Annotated in this window: 23 protein-coding genes; 7 read left to right on the top strand and 16 right to left on the bottom strand. The window is 69.6% G+C overall.

All coding sequences use genetic code 11. From position 1 onward, the window contains the following. Nucleotides 1-61 precede the first annotated feature (61 nt). The 6 genes from RT688_RS18565 to RT688_RS18590 form a co-directional block, all read right to left on the bottom strand. Nucleotides 62-1186: an alpha/beta fold hydrolase gene (locus RT688_RS18565; protein WP_313706328.1), complete on the bottom strand. Its 1125-nt coding sequence runs from the start codon at nt 1184-1186 to the stop codon at nt 62-64. A 134-nt stretch (nt 1187-1320) separates the two neighbouring features. Beyond that, the gene (locus RT688_RS18570; RefSeq protein WP_313706329.1) at nt 1321-2598 is read right to left on the bottom strand and encodes a DUF2325 domain-containing protein; all 1278 of its coding nucleotides are present in this window, start codon (nt 2596-2598) and stop codon (nt 1321-1323) included. 156 nt (nt 2599-2754) lie between these two features. Beyond that, nucleotides 2755-3348 carry a class I SAM-dependent methyltransferase gene (locus RT688_RS18575; protein ID WP_313706330.1) on the bottom strand — a complete coding sequence of 198 codons (594 nt, stop codon included), beginning with the start codon at nt 3346-3348 and terminating at the stop codon, nt 2755-2757. Between the two features lie 41 nt (nt 3349-3389). Then, nucleotides 3390-4805: an APC family permease gene (locus RT688_RS18580; RefSeq protein ID WP_313706331.1), complete on the bottom strand. Its 1416-nt coding sequence runs from the start codon at nt 4803-4805 to the stop codon at nt 3390-3392. 228 nt (nt 4806-5033) lie between these two features. Beyond that, nucleotides 5034-5474: an HIT family protein gene (locus RT688_RS18585; protein ID WP_313706332.1), complete on the bottom strand. Its 441-nt coding sequence runs from the start codon at nt 5472-5474 to the stop codon at nt 5034-5036. Nucleotides 5475-5542: 68 nt separating this feature from the next. After that, nucleotides 5543-9898, bottom strand: a complete 4356-nt coding sequence (locus RT688_RS18590) for a DEAD/DEAH box helicase (protein WP_313706333.1) — start codon at nt 9896-9898, stop codon at nt 5543-5545. A 121-nt stretch (nt 9899-10019) separates the two neighbouring features. Here RT688_RS18590 and RT688_RS18595 point away from each other — a divergent pair, with 121 nt between their 5' ends. Continuing rightward, nucleotides 10020-10991 (top strand): diguanylate cyclase domain-containing protein, encoded by a 972-nt coding sequence (locus RT688_RS18595; protein ID WP_313706334.1) that lies wholly within the window; start codon nt 10020-10022, stop codon nt 10989-10991. Nucleotides 10992-11085: 94 nt separating this feature from the next. On the opposite strand, the gene RT688_RS18600 is transcribed toward RT688_RS18595, so the two are convergent. After that, nucleotides 11086-11730, bottom strand: a complete 645-nt coding sequence (locus RT688_RS18600; protein WP_313706335.1) for an FMN-binding negative transcriptional regulator — start codon at nt 11728-11730, stop codon at nt 11086-11088. A 74-nt stretch (nt 11731-11804) separates the two neighbouring features. After that, a complete protein-coding gene (locus RT688_RS18605) occupies nt 11805-12815 on the bottom strand; it encodes a sulfate ABC transporter substrate-binding protein (RefSeq protein WP_313706336.1) in 1011 nt (336 codons plus the stop codon). A gap of 156 nt (nt 12816-12971) precedes the next feature. Between RT688_RS18605 and RT688_RS18610 the strand changes: the two genes are divergently transcribed. Beyond that, nucleotides 12972-13772, top strand: a complete 801-nt coding sequence (locus RT688_RS18610) for a ferritin-like domain-containing protein (protein WP_313706337.1) — start codon at nt 12972-12974, stop codon at nt 13770-13772. 3 nt (nt 13773-13775) lie between these two features. On the opposite strand, the gene RT688_RS18615 is transcribed toward RT688_RS18610, so the two are convergent. Then, nucleotides 13776-15020, bottom strand: a complete 1245-nt coding sequence (locus RT688_RS18615; RefSeq protein ID WP_313706338.1) for an MFS transporter — start codon at nt 15018-15020, stop codon at nt 13776-13778. Between the two features lie 106 nt (nt 15021-15126). Here RT688_RS18615 and RT688_RS18620 point away from each other — a divergent pair, with 106 nt between their 5' ends. Both RT688_RS18620 and RT688_RS18625 read left to right on the top strand, forming a co-directional pair. Then, nucleotides 15127-15714, top strand: a complete 588-nt coding sequence (locus tag RT688_RS18620; protein WP_217619171.1) for a flavin reductase family protein — start codon at nt 15127-15129, stop codon at nt 15712-15714. A gap of 180 nt (nt 15715-15894) precedes the next feature. Beyond that, nucleotides 15895-16596 carry a pirin family protein gene (locus tag RT688_RS18625; protein ID WP_313706339.1) on the top strand — a complete coding sequence of 234 codons (702 nt, stop codon included), beginning with the start codon at nt 15895-15897 and terminating at the stop codon, nt 16594-16596. Between the two features lie 129 nt (nt 16597-16725). Here RT688_RS18625 and RT688_RS18630 read toward each other — a convergent pair whose 3' ends face one another. Together RT688_RS18630 and RT688_RS18635 are read right to left on the bottom strand one after the other, a co-directional pair. After that, on the bottom strand, nt 16726-17637 hold the full coding sequence (locus RT688_RS18630; RefSeq protein WP_313706340.1) for a LysR substrate-binding domain-containing protein: 912 nt from the start codon (nt 17635-17637) through the stop codon (nt 16726-16728). Between the two features lie 101 nt (nt 17638-17738). Further along, nucleotides 17739-18836 carry a branched-chain amino acid aminotransferase gene (locus RT688_RS18635; protein WP_313706341.1) on the bottom strand — a complete coding sequence of 366 codons (1098 nt, stop codon included), beginning with the start codon at nt 18834-18836 and terminating at the stop codon, nt 17739-17741. Between the two features lie 189 nt (nt 18837-19025). Here RT688_RS18635 and RT688_RS18640 point away from each other — a divergent pair, with 189 nt between their 5' ends. Continuing rightward, nucleotides 19026-19502, top strand: a complete 477-nt coding sequence (locus RT688_RS18640; protein WP_313706342.1) for an acyl-CoA thioesterase — start codon at nt 19026-19028, stop codon at nt 19500-19502. A 36-nt stretch (nt 19503-19538) separates the two neighbouring features. On the opposite strand, the gene RT688_RS18645 is transcribed toward RT688_RS18640, so the two are convergent. Next, nucleotides 19539-20270: a siderophore-interacting protein gene (locus RT688_RS18645; protein WP_313706343.1), complete on the bottom strand. Its 732-nt coding sequence runs from the start codon at nt 20268-20270 to the stop codon at nt 19539-19541. A gap of 33 nt (nt 20271-20303) precedes the next feature. On the opposite strand from RT688_RS18645, the gene RT688_RS18650 reads away from it, so the two are divergent. Together RT688_RS18650 and RT688_RS18655 are read left to right on the top strand one after the other, a co-directional pair. After that, on the top strand, nt 20304-20807 hold the full coding sequence (locus RT688_RS18650) for a MarR family winged helix-turn-helix transcriptional regulator (RefSeq protein WP_313706344.1): 504 nt from the start codon (nt 20304-20306) through the stop codon (nt 20805-20807). A 289-nt stretch (nt 20808-21096) separates the two neighbouring features. Continuing rightward, on the top strand, nt 21097-21684 hold the full coding sequence (locus RT688_RS18655; protein ID WP_313706345.1) for a GNAT family N-acetyltransferase: 588 nt from the start codon (nt 21097-21099) through the stop codon (nt 21682-21684). A 46-nt stretch (nt 21685-21730) separates the two neighbouring features. On the opposite strand, the gene RT688_RS18660 is transcribed toward RT688_RS18655, so the two are convergent. From RT688_RS18660 to leuA, 4 genes are all read right to left on the bottom strand, one after another. Then, on the bottom strand, nt 21731-22108 hold the full coding sequence (locus RT688_RS18660) for a cytochrome c family protein (RefSeq protein WP_313706346.1): 378 nt from the start codon (nt 22106-22108) through the stop codon (nt 21731-21733). Between the two features lie 14 nt (nt 22109-22122). Then, nucleotides 22123-22749 carry a TetR/AcrR family transcriptional regulator gene (locus RT688_RS18665; RefSeq protein WP_313706347.1) on the bottom strand — a complete coding sequence of 209 codons (627 nt, stop codon included), beginning with the start codon at nt 22747-22749 and terminating at the stop codon, nt 22123-22125. Between the two features lie 97 nt (nt 22750-22846). Further along, a complete protein-coding gene (locus RT688_RS18670; protein WP_313706348.1) occupies nt 22847-23281 on the bottom strand; it encodes a hypothetical protein in 435 nt (144 codons plus the stop codon). A 169-nt stretch (nt 23282-23450) separates the two neighbouring features. Next, nucleotides 23451-25139 carry a 2-isopropylmalate synthase gene (gene leuA / locus RT688_RS18675; RefSeq protein ID WP_313706360.1) on the bottom strand — a complete coding sequence of 563 codons (1689 nt, stop codon included), beginning with the start codon at nt 25137-25139 and terminating at the stop codon, nt 23451-23453. Nucleotides 25140-25398: the final 259 nt, after the last annotated feature.

Consider the following 25398-nt stretch of genomic DNA (forward strand, 5'->3'; position numbering starts at 1 on the left):
CCTGCGGCAGGCACCGCATCCTCCGGAAAAAGCGGTGTCTGCGGTGAGCCGCGGCGCGGCTTCAGCCGCCGGCCGCAGTGTCGTCCGCGAGCGCGGCCAGGCCTGGAACGCGCTGGGTTTCCAGCCAGGCGAAGATCGCCGGCCAGATGCGCGCGTGCGCGCTGCGGCCGACCAGCACCCCGACGTGTTGCAGGTTGACGCCGATGTCGCCGCCGTATTCGAGCAGCAGCTTGGCCGGGCTCGATGCCGCGTCGTGGAAGGGAATCACGGCCTGGGGCGGAATCACCTTGCTGCGCGGGTCGGCGACGCTGACCAGTGGGCTGCGCAGGTCGGCCGGGCCGACCGTGCGGGCGCCGATGGCGAGCCGGCCCTGCATGAATTCGTCCTTGCGGTAGAGCGATTCGACCAGGTCCACGAACAGCCGGCCCGGCAGCGGGAACTCGTCGTGGGTCCAGCGCTCGACGCGCATGTGGGTGGCCAGCGCCTGGGGGGGGGCCATGGACATGCAGCGGTCGAGCATGCGCTCCCACTGGAAGGCCTGGGGCTCGGCCATTGCGCTCATCATGTTCAGGAACACGCCGGGCACCTGGCCGAAGGTGTCGGCGATCTTGCGCGCATCGGGAGTTTGCTTGATCAGCGGCGAGAAGCAGCAGGTGCTCGGCTCGAAATGCAGCGGCGCCTCGAGCAGCACGGTGGCGCGCACGGCGTCCGGATACAGGCAGCTGTGGATGGCGGCCAGGATGCCGCCCAGCGAGTGGCCGGCGACGACGACCCCGTGTTCGCCGCTGTCGGCCGCGATCGCCCGGCGCGCCTGGCTCAGCAGGCGGTCGCCGTAGTCGGCCAGGCCGAAGTCGAGCGCGGCGTCGTCCAGCGGCACCCATTCGGCCAGGTAGACCCGGTAGCCGCGTTCGAGCCAGCGTTGCACGACGCTGATCTCGGGCGCCAGGTCCCAGATGTAGGAGCGCTTGATCGGCGCCGGCACCAGCAATACGGCCGGGCCGTCGCCGGCGGCGCCGTAGCGGCGCAACTGCATGCCGGGCTCGGTGTGCAGGATGGTGGAGGCTGTCTCTTGCGGGCCATAGCCGGCGCGCTCGTACATCTTGCCGCGCGCCTGCCGCGAGCGGTCCATGTTCTTCAGGGCCATTGCCCCAAGTGCAGAAAAACTTCCCCAGTTCGTTGCGTGCATGGCGTCCTCGTCGTGTAACGGTGGCAGCACTCTACGCCACCCGCGGCGTGCTTCCAACCCTGTTCCGATTGAACGGCGACTTCCCTTGCGGCGTGCCAAACCGTGCCCGCCGCAGGCCGTTCCGCTTGTCAATCTCAAGCCTTGCAGGCCGCGCTGCCCGCCGTGATTTGCTCCTGCGCATCGTCAGGTGCACGGTCCGCGCCGATCTCGCGCAACCCGCGCGCCAGGCCGGACACGCTCGGGTTGTCGACGAATACGCAGCGCTTGCCCGTGCGCTTGCAATACTCCTTCACGCGCCAGTAGGCGCCGTGGCTGATGCAGCCGGTCTGGCAGATGACCAGGTCGGCCGCGGCCAGGCTGGCCTCGAGCTGGCGGCTGCCGTCTTCCAGCCCGCCGTCGTGGTGGGCGAACTGGGCGCCCACGTCTTCGATCATGCGGCGATAGAACGGCAGGTTGCCGCTACGCCCGCCGACGCACAGCACGCTGCGGTTGACCAGGTGGATCGGGATCGTCGGCGCCGCCGTGGCCGCCGCTGTCGTTCCGGCTTGCGCGGCGGGAGCGGCGACGGATCCATCGGAAGGCGCGGAAACCCCGGCGGCTTGCGGCGCGGCATCCTGGCGCGCCGCCTTCAATGCGGCGAGCCGGACCCGCAGCGCCTGTTCGCGCAATTCCATCCGCGCCAGCCGGTTCGCCAGGCGCTTGCGGCTGTCCAGCTCGGGAACCTCGGCGCGCAAGCGCGCGATGTCGCCGCGCAGCGCGAGGATCTCGGTGTCCTTGCCGATCGCGGCGGCGCGCGCGACCATGCTTTCCCTGGCGTAGCGGTCCGCTTCGCGCTTCTTTTCCTGCATCAGAGCATTGCAGCGCGCCTGCGCGCGCGCCAGTTCCGCCTCCAGCCGGGCATTCTCCGCCAACGCGGCCTTGTACTTGCCCATGTCGGCGCGGGCGCAGGCGCCGGCCTGGTGCTGGACCATGTGGATGTCGCGGCACATCCTTTCTTCCAGCGCGGGCACGCAGGCCGGGTGGCTCAGCCCGGCCCAGAAGGCGCCGGCGACGTCGCCCGCCGCGACCGCGGCATCCCACAGCGCGCCCACCTCGGCGGCGCTCCTGGCGCTGCGGAAGCGGAAGACCACGGGGGCATAACGCCGGTCGAGTTCTTTCTGGATCGCCTCGGCCAGCCGGTTGCGGTGGCCGCAATCGCTGACAGCGCCGACGTGCACTTCGTAGTCGTCGTGCAGCAGCGCGCCGCCCGCGGCCTTCTCGGCCAGGCGGCGCAGCAGGGCCAGCGGCAGGCCGACGCCGACCAGCGGGCAGTGGCAGTTGCGGGGCAGTTCCCAGATCCGCCGACGGCGCGAGCCTTGCCGACCAGGGAGGGCCAGCCCGGCGAGGCCGGGCGAAGGGTGTTTGTCGCACATGCGCTTCCTTTGCGTGAACGATTGCCGGTGTAGATGCAGCCGCAAGCGGCGATATGCCCGGGGAGGGATATGCCGCCGTCGATGCGAATGATTCTCATTACAGTGTACACGGGATCGCCATGCGTGCAAACACCTTCCGCCCAGCACGGCTGCGGCTCAGGCCCTTGCTTGCCGTTTCTGCGCGTCGGTAATGGTCCAGAAATAGATCGTGCGCCCGTCGACGGTCGCGGTCTTGTCCGCCGGCCACTCGGTGCCCATGTCGAAGGCGTGCGATACCACGCGCGAGCCGACTTTCAACTGCTGCCACAGGCGCGGGCGCAGCTTGACGTTGATGGTCGGCAGCAGGTAGAGCGAGACCACGGACGCCTTCGAGAGGTCGGTCTCGAACAGGTTGGCCTGCTTGAACTGCACCTGTTTCTCGACGCCGGCCTTGCGCGCGTTCTCCCTGGCCTCGGCGATCCGCTCGGGATCGATGTCGATGCCGGTGCCGCGGGCGCCGAACTGGCTGGCCGCGGTGACGACGATGCGCCCGTCGCCGCAGCCCAGGTCGAACAGGACGTCGTCCTTGCCGACCCTGGCCAGCGACAGCATGCGGTCGACGACGGCCTGGGGCGTCGGTACGTAGGGCACGTCGAGCGTCGGCTTGGCAAGCGCCGGCTGGGCCAGCAGGGGACGTGCGGTCAAGAGGCCAAGTCCGGTCGCGGTGGCGCCCAGGAGCAGAAGCTGGCGCCGGCTGGAGGGGGAATTCATCGGGATTCTCCTTGAGTGGTCAGGGCGTGAGCGAGGCGGGTTCAGGGTGACGGGGAGGCGCCCGGCGCATCCTTGCGGCCGCCCAGGAGCGGCAACAGCAGCAGGCCGGCGGCGAGCACGGCCACGCCGATCCAGGCCGCGTTCAGGCCGCCGAGCGACTGGCTGACCACGTAGGACAGGCTGGACCAGAGCATCCAGGCGCAGGTGGCGCAAAACAGCAGCGGCAGCAAGGGATACAGGGGCACCTTGAAGGGGCGCGGCAGGCTGGGCTCGCGCCGGCGCAGCACGAACAGCGAGATGCCGGCGAGCAGGAAGAACAGCCAGAACACGGGCGCGGTGAATTCGACCATGGCCTTGAAACCGCTGCCGACGGCGCTGCCGACGCCGACCAGCACCAGGGCGGCGATGCCCTGCACCAGCATGGCGGCGGCCGGCGAATCGCGCTCGCCGTCCCAGCGCCCGAGCCGGCGCAGGCGCGGCCAGTCGCAGCCCATGGCGTAGCCGGTGCGGGCGCCGACGATCATGGTGGCGTTGATCGAGGTGAGGGCGGAGACGGCGACCAGCAGCGCGATCACGGTTTCGCCGACGGGGCCGAGGGTGGCGCGCATGACGTCCGCGGCCAGCGCCTCGGACGCCGCCATGCCGCCCAGCCCGAGCACGTGCCAGCAGGCCCAGGTGACGAGCAGGTAGAGGCCGGTGATGACGAGGATCGACAGGGTCAGGGCCCTGGCCATGCAGCGGCGAGCGTCGCGCACCTCGGCGCTGATGTAGGCGGCCTCGTTCCAGCCGCCGTAGGTGAGCAGCACGAACACCATCGCCATGCCGTAGGAGGCCGCGGCGCCCTCGGCCGGCGTCGGTGGAACAGGCGCGGCGGGAGCCGGATCGGCCAGGAAGGCGGCGGCCCCCGCGATCAGCAGCAGCCCGACGACCTCCAGCAGCGTGAGCCAGCCCTGGGTGGCGGCGCCGGTGCGGATGCCGCGCAGGTTGAGCAGGGTGAGCACGACGATCACGGCGCAGGCATACAGGGTGGCGCCGGCGCCGCGCGCCAGCCCCGGGAAGGGCAGGACCTGCTGCAGGTAGTCGCCGAAGACGAAGCCGAGCAGGGCGATCGAGCCGGTGGTGATGACGGAAAAGCGCGCCCAGCCGAACAGGAAGGACACCGTGCGGCCATAGGCACGCCGCAGGAAGTGGTAGTCGCCGCCGGCATGCGGATAGGCGGTGGCGAGCTCGGCGTAGCACAGGGCGCCGGCCAGGGACGCCAGGCCGCCGAGCGCCCACAGCGCGAACATCGCGGTGGCGCTGCCGCTCATGGCGGCGACCAGCGCGGGCGCCTTGAAGATGCCGGCGCCGATGACGACGCCGACGATCAGGGCGACCGCCGCACGCAGGCCGAGCGTCGGCCGCGGGCAGGCGTCGCCCGGAGGTGCTGCGATGCGTACCGCTTCATGTGGGTCCATGGCGACGATGCTCGGCAAAGGAGGTTCGACCACATCGGGCACGCCGGGTTCGCATCCTGCCAGGCCGGAATGCGTGCGGTTCCGGGCGGCGCCGTCCGGTTCGACGGCCGGCCCAGTATGCCATGCGGGATCCTCGCGTCCGTTTGGCGCCCTTGCGCAGCGGCGGATTTCCTGGATCGACAGGACGAGGGCGTCGCTTGACCGCAACGCCCGCCCGCGGTGCGCTCCTTACGCGTCGCCTGCCGGCAAGGCGGCGACGATGCGCTCGGCAAGTTCGCGCAGCCGGCCGGTGTCCGCCGGAACGCCGGCGTGCGGCTTGAGGGGAATGTCCGCATGGCGCGGGACGATGTGGAAGTGCACGTGGGGCACGGTCTGGCCCGCCGCGCTGCCATTGAACTGGGCGATCATCACGCCCGGGGCCTGCAGCGCGGCCTTGACCGCGGCGGCGACCCGTTTCGTGGTGCGGATGCAGGCGGCGGCATTGTCTTCGGACAGTTCGAAGATATCGGCGGCGGCTTCCTTCGGGATCACCAGGACGTGGCCATCGGCCTGGGGCATGATGTCCATGATCGCGATGGTGGCCGCGTCCTCGTAGACCCGGATCGAAGGCAGTTCGCCGCGCAGGATGCGGGCGAAGGAATTGTTTGTGTCGTAGTGCGTCGCTTGCATGCCGATCTTTCGTTGTGGAGTGGGACGCAAACGATACCACCCGACCGCGGCGCGTCCAAGTCCGGTACCTAGAGCCTGCCGCGCCCGACCAGGTGCGCGTGGAACAGTTCGCGGTCGGCGCCGGGCGGCGCGGGGTAGCCGATCTTGCCGGCGACGATGTGGGCCACCGGCAGGCCGTCGCGGAACAGGATGCGGTTGCCGCCCAGCGCCGGCACCTTGTCGCCCGGGAGCAGGGTGCCGCAGAGGTTCAGCGGATCGATCCCGGAGAGGCAGACCAGCTTCCCGTCGTGCGGGCGCCGCCGGACTTCGCGCAGCAGGGGAATCGCCTCCGGCAGCGCGAACTGCTCGCCCGAGAAGCCGGCGACGAAGCGCCCGCCGCGGATCTCGCCGCGCGCCTCGAGCCGGTGGTAGACCGGCAGCAGCTCGCGCCAGGACGGCAGCCAGGGCGCCTCGCGCTCGAGCAGGCGCCAGAACATCACGCCGTAGCGGCGCAGCAGCGTCAGGGCGACATATTCGAGCGTCTCCGGGGCCAGCCGGCGCCGGCGCGGCGCGCTTGCGTCCTGTGGCGGCGTATCGTCCACGCCGGCGCGCCGCACCAGCGCCCAGCGCCCGGCTTCCTCCATGCCCGGGCCGGCGCCGCGGCGGCGCTTGCGGTCCATGCTTGCGCGTTTCGCCACCGGCTGCAGCATGGCGCGCATGCCGGCGAAGCTGTCGGCGTTCGCCAGGCCCAGGCTCACCAGTTCGCCCAGCGCGTTCTCCAGTTCCACCGGCAGCATGCGCACCTCGTGCACCAGTTCGTCGAAGAACAGGGCGCCGTGGCGGCGCAGCGCCTCCAGCACCACGGCCGCGCGCGGCGACACGTCGGGTGCGCCGGCATCCTGCGGCAGCGCATGCCAGAGCGCCGTCTGGCGGAGCGGCAGCAGCACGATCGGGGTCGAGCGCACCGGGCCGCCGGCCACCGAACGCGGCGCATCGATGCGGGTCCAGACCAGCTTGCCGGCGCGGCACAGCTCGTCCAGCCAGAGGATGGAATAGTCGGGCATGCGCAGGGCCAGCAGGTCCGGCTCCCAGGCGCCGGCCGGGGCCGGATAGCCTTCGAGCAGGGCCAGCAGCTGGGGCAGCGCTTCCTGGCCCCGCCACTGGGTGTCGGGCGTCAGGTGCTGCCAGTCGAACAGGAAGCGCATGAAGTCCTGCAGTTCGACCGGCTCGATCTCGCGGCGCAGGCGCTTGATGGTGTAGCGATGGATGCGCGCCAGCAGGTGGCGTTCGCACCATTCCTCGTCAGGCGCGCCCGGCGTGAAGCGGCCGCGCATGACATGGCCTTCGCTTTCCAGCGCAGCCAGGGCGATGCCGACTGCCCCGGCCGGCAGCGACAGGCCGGCGGCGATGGCGCCGAGCGGCCGTGGCCCGCTGCCCGACAGCCGGGCGCGCACGACTTCCACCAGGGCGGTGTCGAAGGTCCAGGGCTCGCCCGCGTTGCCGCGGTGGCTGTCGGGGACGACCAAAGGCGGCGCGATGGCGGCATCCGGATACACCGCCCGCAGGCAGTCGAGGCGTTCGAGCGCGACCCAGAGATCCGCCCCGCCTGGAGCGCGCATGCGCGCCGCGCGGCCGGCCTCGGCCAGTTGCGCCAGCCAGCCGGGCCAGCCTTCCTGGCCTTGCGCCTCGTCCTCGGTGACGCAACCCAGCGCGACCAGCGCTTCCTGCACTTCGTCGGCGCTGCGGGCGCGCGGCCAGGCTTCCTCGGCGACGGCGGCGATCGCGTCGGCATCCAGGGCCCCGAGGTCGTCGCTGGAGGCGGGATCGCTCCAGCGCCGGTTCAGCACCGCCTGGGTGCGGCGCTCCTCGAGCGGGGCGTCGTCCAGGAAGGCATAGGGCCGCGCGTTCAGGATCTCGGCCGCCAGCGGCGAGGGCGCCGGCAGGTCGCGCGCCAGCAGGCGCACCTCGCCCGCCTCCACGCGCCGCAGCAGCGCCAGCCAGCCCTCGCTGTCCATGGCGTCGTGCAGGCAGTCGTCCAGGGTCTGGTCGACCAGCGGGTGGCTGGGCAGTTCGCGGTCGCCGACGATGTTTTCCAGGCAGGCCGCCCCGTCCGGGAAGACCGAGGCCAGCAGGTCGTCGCTCTTCATGCGCTGCAGCTGGGGCGCGACCTTGCGTCCGCCGGCGAAGCGCGGCAGGGCCAGGGCGGTGGTCGCGTTCCAGCGCCAGCGCACGTTGAACACCGGGGCGTCGAGCAGGGCCTGGACCAGGATCGCCTCGGCCGTGTTCGAGCGCAGGTAGCGCCAGACCTCGTCGAGCGGAAAGCTGTGGCTGGTCGAGAGCGACAGGATGATCGCGTCCTCGGTGGCGGCCGCCTGCAGCTCGAAGTTGAAGCTGCGGCAAAAGCGCTTGCGCAGCGCCAGCCCCCAGGCGCGGTTGATGCGGCTGCCGTAGGGGCTGTGCAGCACCAGCTGCATGCCGCCGGACTCGTCGAAGAAGCGTTCCATCACCAGCGTGTCCCGGGTCGGCAGGGCGCCCAGCGCGGCGCGTGAACGGGCCAGGTAATCGACGATCTGCGACGCGGCGGCGTCCTTCAGGCCGAGGTGTTCGGCCAGCCAGTCCAGCGCCCGGTCGAGAGCCGGACCCTCGTCCGGCCCGGCCAGCTGGCGCTCGACCTCGGCGCGCAGGCGCGCCACGCCGGCGGACAATTCGTCGCTGCGTCCCGGCGCCTCGCCGTGCCAGAACGGGATGTTGGGCGCGGCGCCGTGGGCGTCCTCGACCCGCACCTTGCCCGATTCGATCTTCATGATGCGGTAGGAGGTGTTCCCGAGCTGGAACACGTCGCCGGCCAGGCTCTCGACCGCGAAGTCCTCGTTCACGCTGCCCACCGACAGGCCCTGCGGTTCGAGCAGCACCGTGTAGTCGGCGTTCTCGGGAATCGTGCCGCCGGAAGTCACGGCCGCCAGCTTGCCGCCGCGCCGGCCGCGTAGCGAATGCGTCGCCGCGTCGCGGTGGATGTAGGCGCCGCGCACGCCCGCGCGTGTGGTGTAGCCCTCGGCCAGCATGCGCAGCAGGGCGTCGAAGCTTTCCCGCTGCAGTTCGGCGTAGGGCCGGGCGCGCCGCACCAGCGCGAACAGGGCGTCTTCGCTCCACTCCCGGCAGGCCACTTCGGCCACGATCTGCTGGGCCAGCACGTCGAGCGGGGCGCGCGGGATGCGCAGGGCGTCGAGCTCGCCGCGCCGCACGCAGTCGAGCAGGGCGGCGCATTCGACCAGGTCGTCGCGCGAGGTCGGGAACAGGCGGCCCTTGGGCGTGCCGCCGACGAAGTGGCCGGAGCGGCCGACACGTTGCAGGAAGGCGGCGATATTGCGTGGCGAGCCGACCTGGCAGACCAGGTCGACGTCGCCGATGTCGATCCCCAGTTCGAGCGAGGCGGTGGCGATCAGCGCCTGCAATTCGCCGCGCTTGAGGCGCTGTTCGGCGTCCAGGCGGTATTCCTTGGCCAGGCTGCCGTGGTGGGCGGCCACGTGGCCGGCGCCGAGCCGCTCGCCCAGGTGGCGCGCCAGGCGCTCGGCCATGCGCCGGGTATTCACGAAGATGAGGGTGGTCCGGTGCAGCACCACCAGTTCGGCCATGCGGTCGTAGACCCGCTCCCAGACGTCGTTCGGCATCACCGCCTCCAGCGGCACCGGCGGCAGCTCCAGCGCCAGGTCGCGCGCGCGCACGTGGCCGACGTCGACCACGGCGCAGGACGCGCCGGCGCCGACCAGGAAGTCGGCGACGCTCGCAATCGGCTTCTGGGTGGCCGACAGGCCGATCCGCACCGGGGCCGGGTTCCCATGCTGCGCGCACAGCGCCTCCAGGCGCTCCAGGCTCAGCGTCAGGTGGCTGCCGCGCTTGCTGCCGGCGACCGCGTGGATCTCGTCGACGATCACGGTGCGCACGGTGGCGAGCATGGTGCGGCCGCTGTCCGAGCCGAGCAGCACGTAGAGCGACTCCGGGGTGGAAACCAGGATGTGCGGGGGCCGGCGGCGCATGGCGTTGCGTTCGGCGGTAGTGGTGTCGCCGGTGCGCACGGCGCCGCGGATGCCGTGCGGCGCCAGGCCCATCGCGGCGAGCTGGCGGTCGATGCCCTCCAGCGGGCCCTCGAGGTTGACGCGGATGTCGTTCGACAGGGCCTTCAGCGGCGAGACGTAGAGCACCCGGGTCTCGTCCGGCAGCGGCTTGTCGGTGCTATCGCGCACCAGGGCGTCGATCGCGGCCAGGAAGGCGGTCAGGGTCTTGCCCGAGCCGGTCGGCGCCGCGACCAGGGTGGCTCGCCCGGACTGGATGAGCGGCCAGGCGCGTAGCTGGGCCTCGGTGGCGCCGGGGAAGCTGGCGGCGAACCAGGCGGCGACGGCCGGGTGGAAGTCGTGGCGCAGGCTGGCGGGAAGGGCGGAATCGTTCATGGTCGTCAGATGGGGGTGCCGTGGCCGATGGCAAGATTATCCGACAAATGCCGCCTTCGCCGAGGTCGGCAAGTCCGGTGTTTTCCAGTATCATCGATAGTTTCCTTATCGAACTGTCACCGTGCCCGCCCCTACTCACGACGCCGCAGCCGACTTTTCCCGCCAGGCCGTCAACCTCGCCGACTGCGGCCTGGTCGTTGTCGACGTCCAGCAGCACATCGTGCTCTGGAACCGCTGGATGAGCGCGCGCTCGGGCCGTTCGGCGGCGCGGGTGACGGGACAGGGGTTGTTCGAGGTGTTTGCCGGGCTGCGCGGCTCGCGCGTGGAGGCGGCGGTGCTGGCGGCCCTGTTCGACAACATCACGACCCGCGTGCCCCAGGCCCAGGACCGCACCCCGTTTCCGCTGCGCGCGGCGGGCAGTTTCGACGGCGAACGGATCGAGCAGGCGGTGCTGGTCACGCCCTTCGCCGAGAACGGCCAGCCGTTCTGCCTGATCGAGATCCGCGACGTCAGCGGCGCGCTCGGGCGCGAGCGCCAGCTGCTGGAACATGCGGAGTCGCTGCGCGCCCGATCCTACGTCGACGGCCTGACCGGCATCGCCAACCGGCGCTATTTCGACGTCGCCCTGGAGCGCGAGCTGCGCCGCGCCCAGCGCAGCGGCGGGGCGCTCTCGCTGCTGCTGATGGACATCGATTCCTTCAAGGCCTACAACGACCACTTCGGCCACCAGGGCGGCGACGCCTGCCTGGCGACGGTGGCCCGGGCCCTGGCGGCCATGCTCAAGCGCCCGGCCGACGTCGCCGCGCGCTACGGCGGCGAGGAGTTCGCGGCGATCCTGCCCGACACCACGCCCGAGCAGGCGCGTGCGCACGCGAATGCGATCCGCGAGCACGTGGCCTCGCTGGCGCTGGAACACGCGCCGCAGGCGCTGCGGCCCATCGTCACCCTCAGCATCGGCGTGGCCAGCTTCGACCGGGAGCATCTGAACGATGCCGCGGCGCTGATCGCCGCCGCCGACGGGGCGCTGTACGCGGCCAAGCGCGGTGGGCGCAATTGCGTGGTGGCGGCTGGAGACGCCGTCGAGCCGGCTTAGGGTCTGTCTGACCCGGTTCAAGCCGTTCTGGCCCTGCCAGCAGAGTGGATGGGGGCCGTTTTAGTAGGGTGGGCGCCCCGTGCCCACGCGTAAACTAGCGGCCGCTTTCCTTCGCCTGGGCGCAGGCCAGCATGGCGTCGGCAAGCGCATCGCTGCCGCTTGCCTTCACCCCCTGGGCCGCGCCGCGCAGGTCGCGCACGTCCTTGTTCTGGCTGAGCTTGGCCTTGCCGACCAGGCGCGTGATCTCGATCTCGATGCCCACCACCGCCTGCAGCAGGGTGTCGATGAAGCCGCGCGGGCTGTCCGCCATTGTCCAGGGCACGGGCTGGGCCGCTTCGTGGGTCTTCGTCAGGCGCCCGACCACGGCGCGCACGAAGCGCTCGTCGTCGCGCACCCGGATGCGGCCATGGGCATGGACCACCATGTAGTTCCAGGTCGGCACCTGTTTGTGTTCGTCGTGCTTGGACGGATACCAGTTGGGCGATACATAGGCGTCGCCGCCCTGGAAGATGACCAGCACCTCATCGCCGTCACCGCATTCGCGCCAGAGCGGATTGGCGCGCGCCACGTGGGCGTGGAGCAGCCCGGGGCCGTCCGGCTGGTGGATCAGCGCGAACGGAAGATGATTGGCGTCCAGCCCCTGCGCGCCATGCGTCACCAAAGTACCGAAGGGATGATCCCGGATCAGCGCATGCAGGGCATCGCGGCGCGGCTCGTCGAAGTGGGCAGGGATGTACATCGCACGATCTCCTGGTTGCGGGAGCCACGATTATCGCGCGTTTCCCGCCCAGGCGCCGGCCCGCCGGCGACCGATCACTTGCTCAGGTAGATCTGGTCGAACACCCCGCCGTCGGCGAAGTGGGTCTTCTGGGCGTTGGCCCAGGTGCCGGCGACGTCGCCGATGGTGAACAGCTTCACCTTCGGGAAGCGGTTCGCGAACTGCCTGGCCGCCTTCGGCGTGGCCGGACGGTAGTAGTTGTTGGCGATGATGGCTTGGGCCTCGTCGGTGTAGAGGTAGTTCAGGTAGGCCTCGGCCACCTTGCGGGTCTGGTGCTTGTCGGCGAAACGGTCGACCACGGCCACCGGCGGCTCGGCCAGGATGCTGACCGAGGGCGTGACGATGTCGAACTTGTCCGGGCCGAGTTCCTTCACCGCCAGGTAGGCTTCGTTCTCCCAGGCGATCAGCACGTCGCCGATGCCGCGTTCGACGAAGGTGGTGGTGGCGCCGCGCGCGCCGGAATCGAGCACCGGCACGTTCTTGTACAGCTTGCGCAGGAATTCCTTGGCGGTGTTCTCGTTGCCGCCCGGCTGGCGCAGCGCATAGCCCCAGGCCGCGAGGTGGTTCCAGCGCGCGCCGCCCGAGGTCTTCGGATTCGGCGTGATCACCGAGACGCCGGGTTTCACCAGGTCGTTCCAGTCCTTGATGGCTTTCGGGTTGCCCTTGCGTACCAGCAGCACGATGGTCGAGGTATACGGCGCGCTGTTGTGCGGCAGGCGCGCCTGCCAGCCGTGGCGCAGCAGGCCCTTGTCGACCAGGGCGTCGATGTCGTAGCCCAGCGCCAGGGTGACGACGTCGGCTTCCAGGCCATCGATCACCGAGCGCGCCTGCTTGCCGGAGCCGCCGTGCGACTGCTTGATCTTGACGTTGTCGCCGGTCTGCGCCTTCCACGACCTGGCGAAGGCCGCGTTCACGTCCTGGTAGAGCTCGCGCGTCGGGTCGTAGGAGACGTTGAGCAGGTTGATGTCGGCGGCAAAGGCCGGTTGCAGGAGGGTGGCGGCGGCAACGGTGGCGGCGACGAGGGCGAACAGCTTATTCTTGATCATGATTGTTCCGGAAAAGTCATCAGGTAAGGCATACCTTAAAGACTCGCCCGGCCGATGGGAACGAAGCTTTTGCTAGATGCGTATCTGTTTTCCGCATATGGCCGGCCAACGCCCCGGTTTGCTACACTGCGCGCTTTGATGACGACGACATACACCATGGCACTTCCGACCGAGCTGCGCGCTGGCGCATTGGCATCCCTGCTCGAAACCGATCCGGCGGCGAAAACCCGCATGGTCGCGGAACTTGCCGAGCTGCATAGCCAGGGCCAGGCCCGGGTCGACAATGCCGCGGTGCTGCAACCCGCCGGCGCCATTCCCGGCCGCCCCGAAAGGCCCGAGCTGGTGCCGCCGCGCCTGGTCGGACGGCGCTCGATGGCGACCACCGAAGGGCGCGCCATGCTGATCCACGCGCTGGCCCACATCGAGTTCAACGCGGTCAACCTGGCGCTGGACGCCCTGTGGCGCTTCCCCGGCATGCCGCTTGCGTACTACACCGACTGGCTGCGCGTGGCGCGCGAAGAGGCCTATCACTTCGCGCTGCTGTCGCAACACCTGGCCGGCCTCGGTTATGCCTACGGCGATTTTCCGGGCCACGACAGCCTGTGGGAGATGGTCGGCAAGACCAGCGGCGACGTGCTGGCGCGCATGGCCCTGGTGCCGCGCACGCTGGAGGCGCGCGGGCTGGACGCGATCCCGCCGCTGCGCGCCAAGCTGGCCCAGGCCGGCGACGTGGCGGCGGCGGAGATTCTCGACATCCTGCTGCGCGACGAGGAAGGCCACGTGGAGATCGGCAACCGCTGGTACCTCTACCTGTGCGCCGGACGCGGCCTGGAGCCGATCTCCACCTACGACGCGCTGACGGCGCGCTACAAGGCGCCGGTGTTGAAAGGTCCGTTCAACCTCGAGGCGCGCCGCCGGGCCGGTTTCAGCGAGGCGGAACTGGCGCGCCTGGCCTGAAGCCTAAGCCGTTTCGCGTACGGTCCTGGTGCTGGCCAGGTATTCGCTGACCCAGTACAGCAGGGCGGCGCCCGGCAGGGCCATGCCGAGCAGCAGGACCGCATCCCAGCCGTACTGCGCGTAGACCCAGCCGCCGGCCGCCGAACCCACCGCGCCGCCAACGAAGAACAGCGAAAAGTAGATGCCGTTCAGGCGTCCGCGCACTTCGGCGCCGAGGGCGAAGATCGCGCGCTGGCCCAGCACCATGTTCGCGGCCACGGCCATGTCGACCACGATGGCGGCGATCACCAGCAAGGCCAGGGCCAGGTCGCGCGCATGTGGCCCGGCTGCTGGCGCCAGCAGCGGCAGGGCGAAGCCGGCGACCGCCAGCAGCAGCGCGCAGGCGGTGGCCGGCAGGGTGTGGCCGCGGTCGGCCAGCTTGCCGGCGATCGGCGAGGCGACGGCGCCGGCCATGCCGACCAGGGCGAAGACCGCGATGCCGGTCTGCGACAGCCCGAAGGCGGGCCCGGCGAGCATCAGCGGCGTCACGGTCCAGAACAGGCTGAAGCAGCCGAACATGGCGGCCTGGTAGGCGGCGCGCCGGCGCAGCACCGGCGTCGTGGCGAACAAGTGGCGCAGCGACCCGATCAGCGACCAGTAGGATAGCGGAGAACCTGGCTGGCGCAGCGGCAGGCGGCGGCGCAGGAGGAAGGCCAGCGCCAGCACGACCAGGGCGGCGGCGCCGAACATGCTGTGCCAGCCGGCGTGGTCGGCCACCAGGCTGGCTACCGGGCGCGCCAGCATGATCCCCAGCAGCAGGCCGCTGACGACCCTGCCGACGTTGTAGCCGCGCGTCTCGTCGCGCGACAGGTGGGCCGCGAAGGGCACCAGCACCTGGGCCGCCACCGAACCGAGGCCGATGCCGAGCGAGCTGGCGAGGAACAGCCAGGCCTGCTCGCTGAAGGCCGCCGCCGCCAGCGCCAGCGCGGTGCCCAGCAAGAGGACGAACACCAGGCGCCGGTTCTCCACCAGGTCGCCGAGCGGCACGATGAAGAACAGGCCGAGCGCATAGCCGATCTGGGTGAGGGTGACGACCAGGCCGGCGGCGCCCGCCGAGAGGCCGGTGGCGGCCGCGATCGGCCCGACCAGGGGCTGGGCGTAATACAGGTTGGCGACGATCAGGCCGGCGGCAAAGGCCAGCAGGCGCACCATGCCTGGTGCAATGTCGGCAGCCGCGGTGTCCGGCGCGCAGGCCGACGCGTGGTTCATGGATTCTCCCGTGGACAGGCGCCCGATCGGCCTGTCATACAATGCATCTTATCCGATCGGGCGGCGGACCGTGCCGAGCGCCGCGAGATCCCACCTGGAGCCAAGCATGAACGAACACATCCAACCCGTCCCGCTGGAAAAGGCCTACCGCCTGCTGACCCACGGGCCGACGGTCCTGGTCTCGGCCCGCCACGCGGGCGTCGACAACGTCATGGCCGCGGCCTGGGCCTGCGCCCTCGACTTCGCGCCGCCGAAACTCACCGTGGTGCTCGACAAGAGCACGCATACGCGGGCACTGGTCGAGGCCAGCGGCCAATTCGTGATCCAGGTGCCGACCGTGCGGCTGCTGCAGCTGACCCATGAAGTCGGCACGCGCGGCCGCGCCAGCGAACCGGACAAGCTGGACGTGGCCGGCGTCGAGCTGGTCCGGCTCGGCGAGACCGGCATGCCCTTCGTCGCCGGCTGCTCGGCCTGGCTGGCCTGCCGCCTGGTGCCGGAGCCGCACAACCAGCAGGCCTACGACCTTTTCATCGGCGAAGTCACGGCGGCCTGGGCCGACGCGCGCGTGTTCAAGGACGGGCACTGGCACTTCGAGAGCGCCGGGGCGGAGTGGCGCAGCATCCACCACGTCGCCGGGGGGCATTTCTATGCGATCGGCGAGCCGATGCAGGCCCGGAGCGAGCCCGGCGCATAGCACTTGCATGACGTTCGATTTTTTCGACGATAGGCCGGCAAACTACTCGCTTTTTGCGCGCGCCGCGCACCGGCATAATGCACTTCATCGACAACGCGGCCCCAGCGCACAACGGAAAACGAAGACCGGTTGGCGCGGATGTTCGAACGGTTCGAACGGCCCATCAAAAAGGAGCGCATCATGTTGAAAGTACGTAAAAGCGAAGAACGCGGCGTTGCCAACTTTGGCTGGCTGGACTCGAAGCACACCTTCTCCTTCGGCCACTACCACGATCCGGCGCACATGGGCGTGGGCCCGCTGCGCGTGATCAACGAGGACCGCGTCGCCGGCGGCGGCGGCTTCGATCCGCACGGCCACCGCGACATGGAGATCATCTCCTACGTGCTCGACGGCGCCCTCGAACACAAGGACAGCATGGGCAACGGCTCGGTCCTGCGCTACGGCGACGTGCAGCGCATGAGCGCGGGCAAGGGCGTGGTGCACAGCGAGTACAACCACTCGGCGAGCGAGCCGGTCCACTTCCTGCAGATCTGGATCCAGCCGAACCAGGCCGGCGCCCCGGCCGGCTACGAGGAGAAGCACTTCGACCGCGCATCGAAGCTGGGCCGCCTGCGCCTGGTCGCCTCGAACGACGGCCGCGAAGGTTCGGTCTCGATCCGCCAGGACGCCTCGCTGTACGCCGGCATCCTGGATGGCGCCGACGAGGTGAGCTTCCCGCTCGGCGACAAACGCATCGGCTACCTGCACGTGGCGCGCGGCCGGCTGAACGTGAACGGCATCGCACTCGAGGCCGGCGACGCCGTGCGCGTCGACGACGAAGCCGCGATCGTCCTGAACGGCGCCGAGAACGCGGAAGTGATGCTGTTCGACCTGCCGCACTGATGCGATAAGGCGGATGCGGTAGGGGGGGGGCACGGAGTGCCCACGCGTAAACGATGAGCTGACGCGGCGCTTCATGAACGCCAACACGACGCAGGCTTCACGCGTGGGCACGGAGTGCCCACCCTACGGTCACTCCCGCGCCAGCATGCGCTCCACCGTATCCGACGCGCGCAGCCTGTCCTTCCACCACGCCAGGGCCGCGCCTTCCTCGCCGGTACGCCAGGCCAGCTGCAGCGTCTCGTCCGGCTTCGGTTCCTCGACCTGTTTCGCGACGAAGCGTCCCTGGGCGACGTCCTCGCGCACCCAGGGCTCGGGCAGGAAGCCGAAACCCAGTCCGGCGCGCTGGAAGTCGTATTTGGTCTGCATGTCCGGCACGGCCAGGGTGTCCTGGCCGAACAGCAGGCCGACGGTGCGCGCCTGCAGCTGGCGCGCCGAGTCGGACACCGACACCGCGCGGTGCGCCGCCAGGTCGGCCTTCGACAGCGGGCGGTCAATCGTGGCGAGCGGATGGCCGGGCGCGACCACGAACACGAAGGAGACGGTCGCCAGCGGCATCGCGGTGTAGCCGCCGCCGGACGGACCCGTGCCGGCGGCGCCCACCAGCAGGTCGGCGCGCCGGTCGAGCAGGGCTTCCCAGGTGCCGGAAAGTTCTTCCTTCAGCAGGCGCAGGCGGGTCTGGTCCGCGACCTGGCAGAAGGCATCGATGTCCCCGATCAGCCCGCAGGGCGCCAGCATCGAGTCGATCGCAATCGTGAACTCGGTCTCCCAGCCCGAGGCGACGCGCCGCACGCGCCGTTCAAGGTCGCCCGCCGCCTTCAGCAGGTAGCGGCCTTCCTTCAGCAATTCCTCGCCGGCCCCGGTGAGGGTCACGCGCGGGCCGAAGCGCTCGAACAGCTGCACGCCGAGGTCTTCCTCGAGCTTGGCGACGGTATACGAAATCGTCGAGGGCACCCGGAACAATTCCTTGGCGGCGGCCGCGAAGGAGCCGCGGCGGGCGATGGTGTCGACCGTGAGCAGGGCGTCGAGACTGAGTTTCAGCATGGGCGCGCGAGGGACGCTGTCGGGAGTGAGAGCATGGGAGCGGGACGCCGGCGCGTGCCGGCGCCCCGCGGCATAGGCGCGGCGAGGCCGCGCCGTGAAGATCAGAACACGCGCTGCAGCCAGCCGTGGCGGTCTTCCGCGCGGCCGTTCTGGATGTCGAGCAGGGCGGCCTTCAGCTTCGTGGTGACCGGGCCCGCGCCGCCGTCGCCGATGGTGGCTTCGAAGTTGCTGCCCTTGACCTTGCCGATCGGGGTGACGACCGCCGCGGTGCCGCAGGCGAAGGCTTCGGTCAGGCGGCCGCTGGCTGCGTCCGCGCGCCACTGGTCGATCGAGTACGGCTCTTCGCGCACGGTGATGCCGAGGTCGCGCGCCAGCACGATCAGCGAATCGCGGGTGATGCCCGGCAGGATGGTGCCGCCCAGCGGCGGGGTCTGGATCGAACCGTCTTCGAACACGAAGAACACGTTCATGCCGCCCAGTTCTTCCACATACTTGCGCTCGACGGCGTCGAGGAAGACGACCTGGTCGCAGCCCTGGCGGATCGCCTCGGCCTGCGCGGCCAGGCTGGCGGCGTAGTTGCCGCCGCACTTGGCTTCACCGGTGCCGCCGGGCGCGGCGCGGATGTAGTTCTCGGACACCCACAGGGTCACGCCGGCCGCGCCGCCCTTGAAGTAGGAGCCGACCGGCGAAGCGATCACGCAGTACAGGTATTCGCTGGCGGGCTTCACGCCCAGCGCCGCTTCGGTGGCGACCATGAACGGGCGCAGGTACAGGGCCGAGCCTTCGGCTTCGGGGATCCAGTCGCGGTCTTCCGAGACCAGGGCCCGCACCGATTCCAGGAACAGTTCTTCCGGCAGCGGGGCCATCGCCAGGCGCACCGCCGAATTGCGGAAGCGGCGGGCGTTGGCGTCGGGGCGGAACAGCGCGGCGCCGCCCCGCGGCAGGCGGTAGGCCTTCAGGCCCTCGAAGATTTCCTGCGCATAGTGCAGCACCATGGTCGACGGATCGAGCGGCAGGTTGGCGCGCGCCTCGACCTTGCCGTCATGCCAGCCGCGGCCTTCGGTGTAGCGGATCGTGACCATGTGGTCGCTGAACGCGCGGCCGAAGCCCGGGTTCTGCAGCAGCGCCGAGCGCTCCGCGGGTGGCAGGGGGATCAAGGATTTTTCGATCGACAGCGTCGATTGGCCTTCATTGTTCATACGGTCTCCAGAAACGGCGGAATGGGCGTGACGACGCCCGCAAAACCGACATTATCGGTCAATTCGGACGATTTGTTGTGCACTTCGTATTTTTCGCCGGCCAGCCAGGCCCTTGCCGGAGTTCTTGCGACTCGGAAAGTAAACCGGTTTGGCGCTAGAATAGGTTTTCACATCCAGCGGTACAGAATCATGAACGACCAACACGGCAGGCCCATCCACGAGCTGAGCATGACGGTGCTGATGACGCCCGACATGGCCAACTTCTCGGGCAACGTCCACGGCGGCACCATCCTGAAGTTCCTCGACAGCGTGGCCTATGCCTGCGCCAGCCGCTATTCCGGCTCCTACGTGGTGACGCTGTCGGTGGACCAGGTGATGTTCCTCGAGCCCATCCACGTCGGCGAACTGGTGACCTTCCTGGCCTCGGTGAACTATACGGGGACGAGCTCGATGGAGGTCGGCATCCGCGTCGTCACCGAGAACATCCAGCAGCGCACGGTGCGCCACGCGAACAGCTGCTACTTCACGATGGTGGCGGTGGACGAGCAACGCAAGCCGCAGCAGGTGCCGGCGCTGGTGCCGGAGACCGAGGACCAGAAGCGCCGCTTCGCCAGGGCCGAGGAAAGGAAGCGCGCGCGCCAGGCGCTGCATCCGAGAAAGCGCTGAGCGTTTCCGGCGCCGGGCGGATTACTCGAGATGCTTTTACTCCAGATTCTCGTGGTGATCCGCCACGCCCTGTTTCCAGTAGGCCGAGACGCGCATCGCATCCTTGGCGATGCCTTTTTCCTCGGCCAGCACGACGCGCAGGCGGCGCATCGCGGCCGCTTCGCCGGCGCCCCAGGCAAAACCCGCGCCCTCGGGCAGGACGAGCGCGCGTACGCGCTCGACGAGGGCGTCGTCACCCTCGACCCAGTGGACTTCAGGCTGGACCGCGCCAGCGAAAGGCAGGCGGTCGCCCGCATCGGCGGCGGCGACCACGATCACGCGGCTGCCGGCCGGCAGCTCCTCGATACGCCGCCGCATCGCCGGCAGGGCCGTGCTGTCGCCGGCCAGCAGGTACCAGTCGAAGGCCATGGGCACGATCATCGAGCCGCGCGGCCCGCCGACGACGACTTTCTGCCCGATGCGCGCCTGTCGCGCCCAGTTCGATGCGGCGCCGTCGCCGTGCAGGGCGAACTCGATCGTCAGCTCGCGCGCGTCGGCGCTGAAGCGCCGCGGCGTATAGTCGCGCCGCACCTGGACGCCGTCGGCGCCGTCGACCATGAACTTCACGTGGTCGTCGAACGACAGCGAGACGAAGTCGTGCAGCGCCTCGCCTTCGAAGGTGACGGCGACGAAATGCGCGCCGACCGGGGCCACGCGGGCGACGGTCAGTTCGCGCATGCGCAGCGCGTGGCGCACGCGTTGGACCTGGCGGCTCTCTTGCTGTTCCATGTTTCACCCAGTTAGTTGATAATGTCTCCTATTATGAAAAAACAAGTTGATAAAGTCAACCAAAATCCGCCTGCACCCGGGTTGGATACTGCGTCCGGCGCCGTGGGCGACGTGTTCGACGCCATCCATGCGATCATGCACCTCTACCGTTCGCAGCAGTTCCGCGCCTTCGCCGGCGGCGCGCACGAGCTGACCCACATGGAGAGCAAGGTGCTGCGTTTCTTCGCGCGCGAGCCGGGGGCGACCTTGAGCGACCTGGTGGCGCACTCGGGACGCGACAAGGCCCAGCTGACGCGGCTGATCCGCGGCCTGCGGGACAGGGGCTTGCTGGACGCCAGCGCCGACGCGGCGGACCGGCGCAGCACGCGGCTTTACCTGAGCGATGCGGGGCAGGAGCTGCATGCGCGCTTGCATCGGATCGGGACGGCGTTGTCGGAGGTGGGGCTGGCGGGGCTGGACGAGGCGGAGCGGGAGCAGTTGCATGCGCTGTTGCAGCGGGTGCGGAGCAATCTGGCGCGCGAGGCGGACGAAGGCTGATCCGGTTGTCGACGTGACTCCCGGCGCGGTCGCCTGAGCGCTCATGGTGAGACGGCGTGGACACAGGTGTCCACCCTACGAACCCGGGTCGCTGCGGCGGCGGCTGGCCGCCGGTGAGGTAGTGTGGTGCGAGCGGTTCGTAGGGTGGGCACCTGTGCCCACGCGGAATGGTGCGGGAACCTGCCGCACGGCGACACGAAGCCGGGCGTCCATCTGCGGCGACACCGTCCGAAGGCATACAATGCATGCCATCCTCCACCCATGCGCGGAAAATGCGCGAAAGGCGAGCATGAACGTCCTGCACACCGAGCGGCTCACCTTGCGCACCTGGCGCGACGACGACATCGACGCCTTCGTCGGCTTGAGCAGCGACCCCGAGGTCCATGCCTTCCTGCCCGGCCCCTGGACCCGCGACAAGGCGAGCGCCTTCTTCGCGAACCAGAACCGCCTGTACGAACGCGACCGCACCTGCTACTTCGCCTCGGTGCTGCGCGCGAGCGGCGCCCTGGCCGGTTTCGTCGGCCTCAAGTACCAGGACTTCGACCAGCCGTTCGCGCCCTGTTTCGAGCTGGGCTGGTTCCTGGGCCGGGCATACTGGGGGCAGGGTTATGCCGCCGAGGGCGCGCGCGCGAGCATTGCGCACGGCTTCGGCGCGCTCGGGCTCGACGAGATCGTTTCGTTCACGGTGCCGGACAACCTGCGCTCGCGCCGGGTCATGGAGCGCCTGGGGATGCGCCACGATCCGGACGGCGACTTCGCCCATCCGGCGCTGTCGCCCGGACACCGGCTGTCGCGCCACGTCCTGTACCGCCTGCGGCGCGCGGACGTGGATCCGGCAGGCCAGGACCTGGGCGCGGCCCTGGCCCCGCGCAGGTAAGCGTCCGCGTTCGGCAGGCGCGGGTCGGTGCCTGCCTCGACGCGCCTCAGCGCGCCTGGATCTGCTGCTGGCTGCGCAGGTAGGCCAGCAGGTCGGCGACCTGCTTTTCGTCGCTGATGCCCCAGAAGCGCATCTTGGTGCCGGGAACCAGGTCGCCCGGGTCGTCGAGGAAGGCGGCGAGCGTCTTGTCGGACCACACGATGTTCGAGCGCTTCATCGCCGCCGAATAGCCGTAGCCGGGCAGGGTGCCGGCGCGCCGGCCGAACAGGGCGTTCAGTTGGGGGCCGAAACCGGAGCGCGCGGACGGGCCGACGCTGTGGCAGGACGAGCAGCGCGTACCGAACAAACGCTGTCCATTGTTCAGGTCCGCCGCGCCGGCGCCGAGGGGCAGGCCGAGCAGGAACAGCAGGTAAAGTGTCTTCATGATTCAAGCAAGATTCACGCGGGGAACGGCCGGCCGGGACGGTAGGCCGCCATGAAAGCCGCCACCGCGCGCTCGGCGGCGCCTTCGATCTGCGCGGGCGACGGCGCCTCGGCCGTCTGGAACAGCAGGCGCTCTCCCCATTCCGCGTCGAGCAGCGCTTTCAGGTGCCGCGCCGCCAGCACGCTGCCGGCTTCGCGCAGCTGGCCGGCGTCCATGGCCGCGTGCAGCAGGGCGGCCAGGGCGGCGACGATCCGCGCCGGACCGAGATCGTAACACTGGTTGCCGAGACCGAGGCGCCCCGCTTCGGCAAGGATCAGGCGCCGCATCGCCAGCGCCTCGGACGAGCAGGTGTACGCCAGGTAGCGCCGGCCGAAACCGTCGAGCACTGCGGCGAGGTCGGCGACGGCTTGCGCCGACGCCGCCATTGCCGCGAGCGCGGCCTCGAATTCCGCTTCGGCCGCATGGAGGGCGATCGCAAGCAGCAGCTCTTCCTTCGACTTGAAATAGCCGTAGACCGTCGCCTTCGAATAGCCGACCCGGCTGCAGATGTCCGACATCGAGGCGCGGTCGAACCCGGACGCATGGAACACGCCGGCCGCGGCATCCAGGATGGCCTGGCGTCTCGCTTCGCTCTTCTTCATGACAGACTCGCTTTCCGCCAGGCCGGCCGTGCGCCGGCCGGGGGGCGCGCAGTGCGGCTTTCCCGTGCCGCTGCGCAGTGCCTCTATTATGCCGCTGTTATTGCACCCGGCGCACCCGCGCCGTGCTGTTCTGGCCGTCGACCTTGAAGAACAGGGCGCCGCCGAGCAGGCCGCGGGTGATGCGCACCTTGGGGTTGTGCAGGCGGGGCAGCACCGCTTCGCTGCCGTCGCTGATGCGCCAGACCTGGCCGTTGGCCAGCGTGATCCTGGTATTCGCTTTCCAGCCGTCGAAATCGCCGACGATGCTGCTCTCGATCTGGTCCGGCTCCGGTTCCCTGGCGGCTTGCGTCATGCCGAAGTTCTGTTCGGCGCTGCGCCCGGGCGCGGCCGACGCGGGGGCGCCGAGCGGCATGGCGTCGTAACAGGCAAGGCGCTGTGCGCCGTCGGTCAGGGCACGGCATTTCAGCACGGCGTCATCGCCGGCGGCGGCGGCGCCGGAGGCGAGCAGGAGCAGGTAGAGCGCTTTCTTCATGGGCTTTCCGATCATTGAACATGCCGCGCCGGATGCACGGCCGGGCACGATTATAAGTGCTGGCCGGGCCGGATGTTCAGGAAGGGATTGCCCGGCGATGGTCGATCGCCCGGGGACGGTCCGGGAACGCTCCCGGACCGGGTGGAATGGCGCCCGTGGGCGCCGGATGTCAGGCAGCGATGGCGGGCGCCTTCGCGGTTTCCGAAGCGAGATGGCGGTTCACCGCCGACAGCACGGCGCGGAAGGAAGCCGTCACGATGTTGCTGTCGATGCCGGCGCCGAACAGGGTCGGGCCGTTCCCGACGCGCAGCTCGACGTAGCAGGCGGCGCGCGCATTTGCGCCCGAGCCGATCGAATGCTCGTGGTAGTCCATCAGGCGGATGTCGAGGCCGAGGGCGTTCACGAAAGCGTCGATCGGGCCGTTACCAAAGCCGCGCTTGACCGCCTGCACGCGCTCGTGCAGCGCGGTGATTTCGATCTGCACCGGCTGCGCGCCCGTGCTGTCCTCGCTCATGCGGTGCGAGACGTAGCGGTAGGGCGCTTCGTTCTCCAGGTATTCGCGCTGGAACAGATCGTGGATGTCGCTGGCCGCGATCTCGCGCCCGCTGCTGTCGGCCAGCTGCTGCACCACGCGCGAGAACTCGATCTGCAGGCGGCGCGGCAATTGCAGGCCGTATTCCTGCTCGAGCAGGTAGGCCATGCCGCCCTTGCCCGACTGGCTGTTCACGCGGATCACGGCGTCGTAGCTGCGGCCGAGGTCCTGCGGGTCGATCGGCAGGTAGGGCACTTCCCAGATCGCGTCCGCCTTCTGCTGGGCGAAGCCCTTCTTGATCGCATCCTGGTGCGAGCCCGAGAAGGCGGTGAACACCAGGTCGCCCGCGTACGGATGGCGCGGGTGCACCGGCAGCTGGTTGCATTCTTCGACCACCTGGCGCACGGCGTCGATGTCGGAGAAGTCGAGGCCCGGGTGCACGCCCTGGGTGTAGAGGTTCATGGCCAGGGTCACCAGGTCGACGTTGCCGGTGCGCTCGCCATTGCCGAACAGGCAGCCCTCGACGCGGTCGGCGCCGGCCATCACCGCCAGCTCGGCCGCCGCCACGGCGGTGCCGCGGTCGTTGTGCGGGTGCACGCTGATGACGAGGGACTCGCGACGCTCGAGGTGGCGGCACATCCATTCGATCTGGTCGGCATAGACGTTCGGCGTGGCCGCTTCCACGGTCGACGGCAGGTTGACGATCATCGGATTGTCGGGCGTCGGCTGCCACACGGCGCTGACGGCGTCCACGATCTGCTTCGAGAAATCGAGTTCGGTGGTCGAGAAGGATTCCGGCGAATATTCCAGGCTCCAGCGGGTTTCCGGATGGGCGGCCACCAGTTCCTTGATCAGGCGGGTGCCGTTGACGGCGATCTCGACGATCTCCTCGCGTTCCATGCCGAACACCACGCGGCGGAACACCGGAGCCACCGAGTTATAGATGTGGACGATGGCGCGCTTGGCGCCGACCGCCGACTCCACCGTGCGGCGGATCAGCTCGTCGCGTGCCTGGGTCAGGACGATGATGCTGACGTCGTCGGGGATGTGATTGTCTTCCACCAGCATCCGCACGAAGTCGAAATCGGTCTGCGAGGCCGAGGGGAAACCGACTTCGATCTCCTTCAGGCCGATCTTCACCAGCATCTGGAAGAAGCGCAGCTTCTTCTCCGGACTCATCGGCTCGATCAGCGCCTGGTTACCGTCGCGCAAATCGGTGCTCATCCAGATCGGCGGGCGGGTGATGGTCTTGCCCGGCCACTGGCGGTTCTCGAGGGCGATGGCGGGGAAGGGACGGTATTTGGCGGCTGGATTGCTCAACATGATCGAATGCTCCTGCTTGAAAACAAAAAATCGGGACGACTGCGCTGGATTGCCTGGAAGGCGTGGGGAGTGGCGAGGGCTGCCGGACGGGCCACGGGACGCTAGGCCCGGCAACCGATCGGTAGTTCTAGCGCGTCCGGCAGAAGGCGCAGTGCAGCCGGCGACAGCGATGCTGCCTTGCGGGTGAACGAAACGACGGGATGGGTGATGGTTTGCATCGTACAACTTTCCTTCGACTACTTTCGGGAATCCGGCCCTGGGC

Source organism: Massilia sp. (genome assembly GCF_032106685.1).
Classification (GTDB): domain Bacteria; phylum Pseudomonadota; class Gammaproteobacteria; order Burkholderiales; family Burkholderiaceae_D; genus Telluria.

What these genes read in the sequence shown, in the direction of transcription:
- RT688_RS18565 (WP_313706328.1), bottom strand. Translation starts at nt 1,186, where the DNA reads ATGCACGCAACGAACTGGGGAAGTTTTTCTGCACTTGGGGCAATGGCC.
- RT688_RS18570 (WP_313706329.1), bottom strand. Translation starts at nt 2,598, where the DNA reads ATGTGCGACAAACACCCTTCGCCCGGCCTCGCCGGGCTGGCCCTCCCT.
- RT688_RS18575 (WP_313706330.1), bottom strand. Translation starts at nt 3,348, where the DNA reads ATGAATTCCCCCTCCAGCCGGCGCCAGCTTCTGCTCCTGGGCGCCACC.
- RT688_RS18580 (WP_313706331.1), bottom strand. Translation starts at nt 4,805, where the DNA reads ATGGACCCACATGAAGCGGTACGCATCGCAGCACCTCCGGGCGACGCC.
- RT688_RS18585 (WP_313706332.1), bottom strand. Translation starts at nt 5,474, where the DNA reads ATGCAAGCGACGCACTACGACACAAACAATTCCTTCGCCCGCATCCTG.
- RT688_RS18590 (WP_313706333.1), bottom strand. Translation starts at nt 9,898, where the DNA reads ATGAACGATTCCGCCCTTCCCGCCAGCCTGCGCCACGACTTCCACCCG.
- RT688_RS18600 (WP_313706335.1), bottom strand. Translation starts at nt 11,730, where the DNA reads ATGTACATCCCTGCCCACTTCGACGAGCCGCGCCGCGATGCCCTGCAT.
- RT688_RS18605 (WP_313706336.1), bottom strand. Translation starts at nt 12,815, where the DNA reads ATGATCAAGAATAAGCTGTTCGCCCTCGTCGCCGCCACCGTTGCCGCC.
- RT688_RS18610 (WP_313706337.1), top strand. Translation starts at nt 12,972, where the DNA reads ATGGCACTTCCGACCGAGCTGCGCGCTGGCGCATTGGCATCCCTGCTC.
- RT688_RS18615 (WP_313706338.1), bottom strand. Translation starts at nt 15,020, where the DNA reads ATGAACCACGCGTCGGCCTGCGCGCCGGACACCGCGGCTGCCGACATT.
- RT688_RS18620 (WP_217619171.1), top strand. Translation starts at nt 15,127, where the DNA reads ATGAACGAACACATCCAACCCGTCCCGCTGGAAAAGGCCTACCGCCTG.
- RT688_RS18625 (WP_313706339.1), top strand. Translation starts at nt 15,895, where the DNA reads ATGTTGAAAGTACGTAAAAGCGAAGAACGCGGCGTTGCCAACTTTGGC.
- RT688_RS18630 (WP_313706340.1), bottom strand. Translation starts at nt 17,637, where the DNA reads ATGCTGAAACTCAGTCTCGACGCCCTGCTCACGGTCGACACCATCGCC.
- RT688_RS18635 (WP_313706341.1), bottom strand. Translation starts at nt 18,836, where the DNA reads ATGAACAATGAAGGCCAATCGACGCTGTCGATCGAAAAATCCTTGATC.
- RT688_RS18640 (WP_313706342.1), top strand. Translation starts at nt 19,026, where the DNA reads ATGAACGACCAACACGGCAGGCCCATCCACGAGCTGAGCATGACGGTG.
- RT688_RS18645 (WP_313706343.1), bottom strand. Translation starts at nt 20,270, where the DNA reads ATGGAACAGCAAGAGAGCCGCCAGGTCCAACGCGTGCGCCACGCGCTG.
- RT688_RS18650 (WP_313706344.1), top strand. Translation starts at nt 20,304, where the DNA reads ATGAAAAAACAAGTTGATAAAGTCAACCAAAATCCGCCTGCACCCGGG.
- RT688_RS18655 (WP_313706345.1), top strand. Translation starts at nt 21,097, where the DNA reads ATGAACGTCCTGCACACCGAGCGGCTCACCTTGCGCACCTGGCGCGAC.
- RT688_RS18660 (WP_313706346.1), bottom strand. Translation starts at nt 22,108, where the DNA reads ATGAAGACACTTTACCTGCTGTTCCTGCTCGGCCTGCCCCTCGGCGCC.
- RT688_RS18665 (WP_313706347.1), bottom strand. Translation starts at nt 22,749, where the DNA reads ATGAAGAAGAGCGAAGCGAGACGCCAGGCCATCCTGGATGCCGCGGCC.
- RT688_RS18670 (WP_313706348.1), bottom strand. Translation starts at nt 23,281, where the DNA reads ATGAAGAAAGCGCTCTACCTGCTCCTGCTCGCCTCCGGCGCCGCCGCC.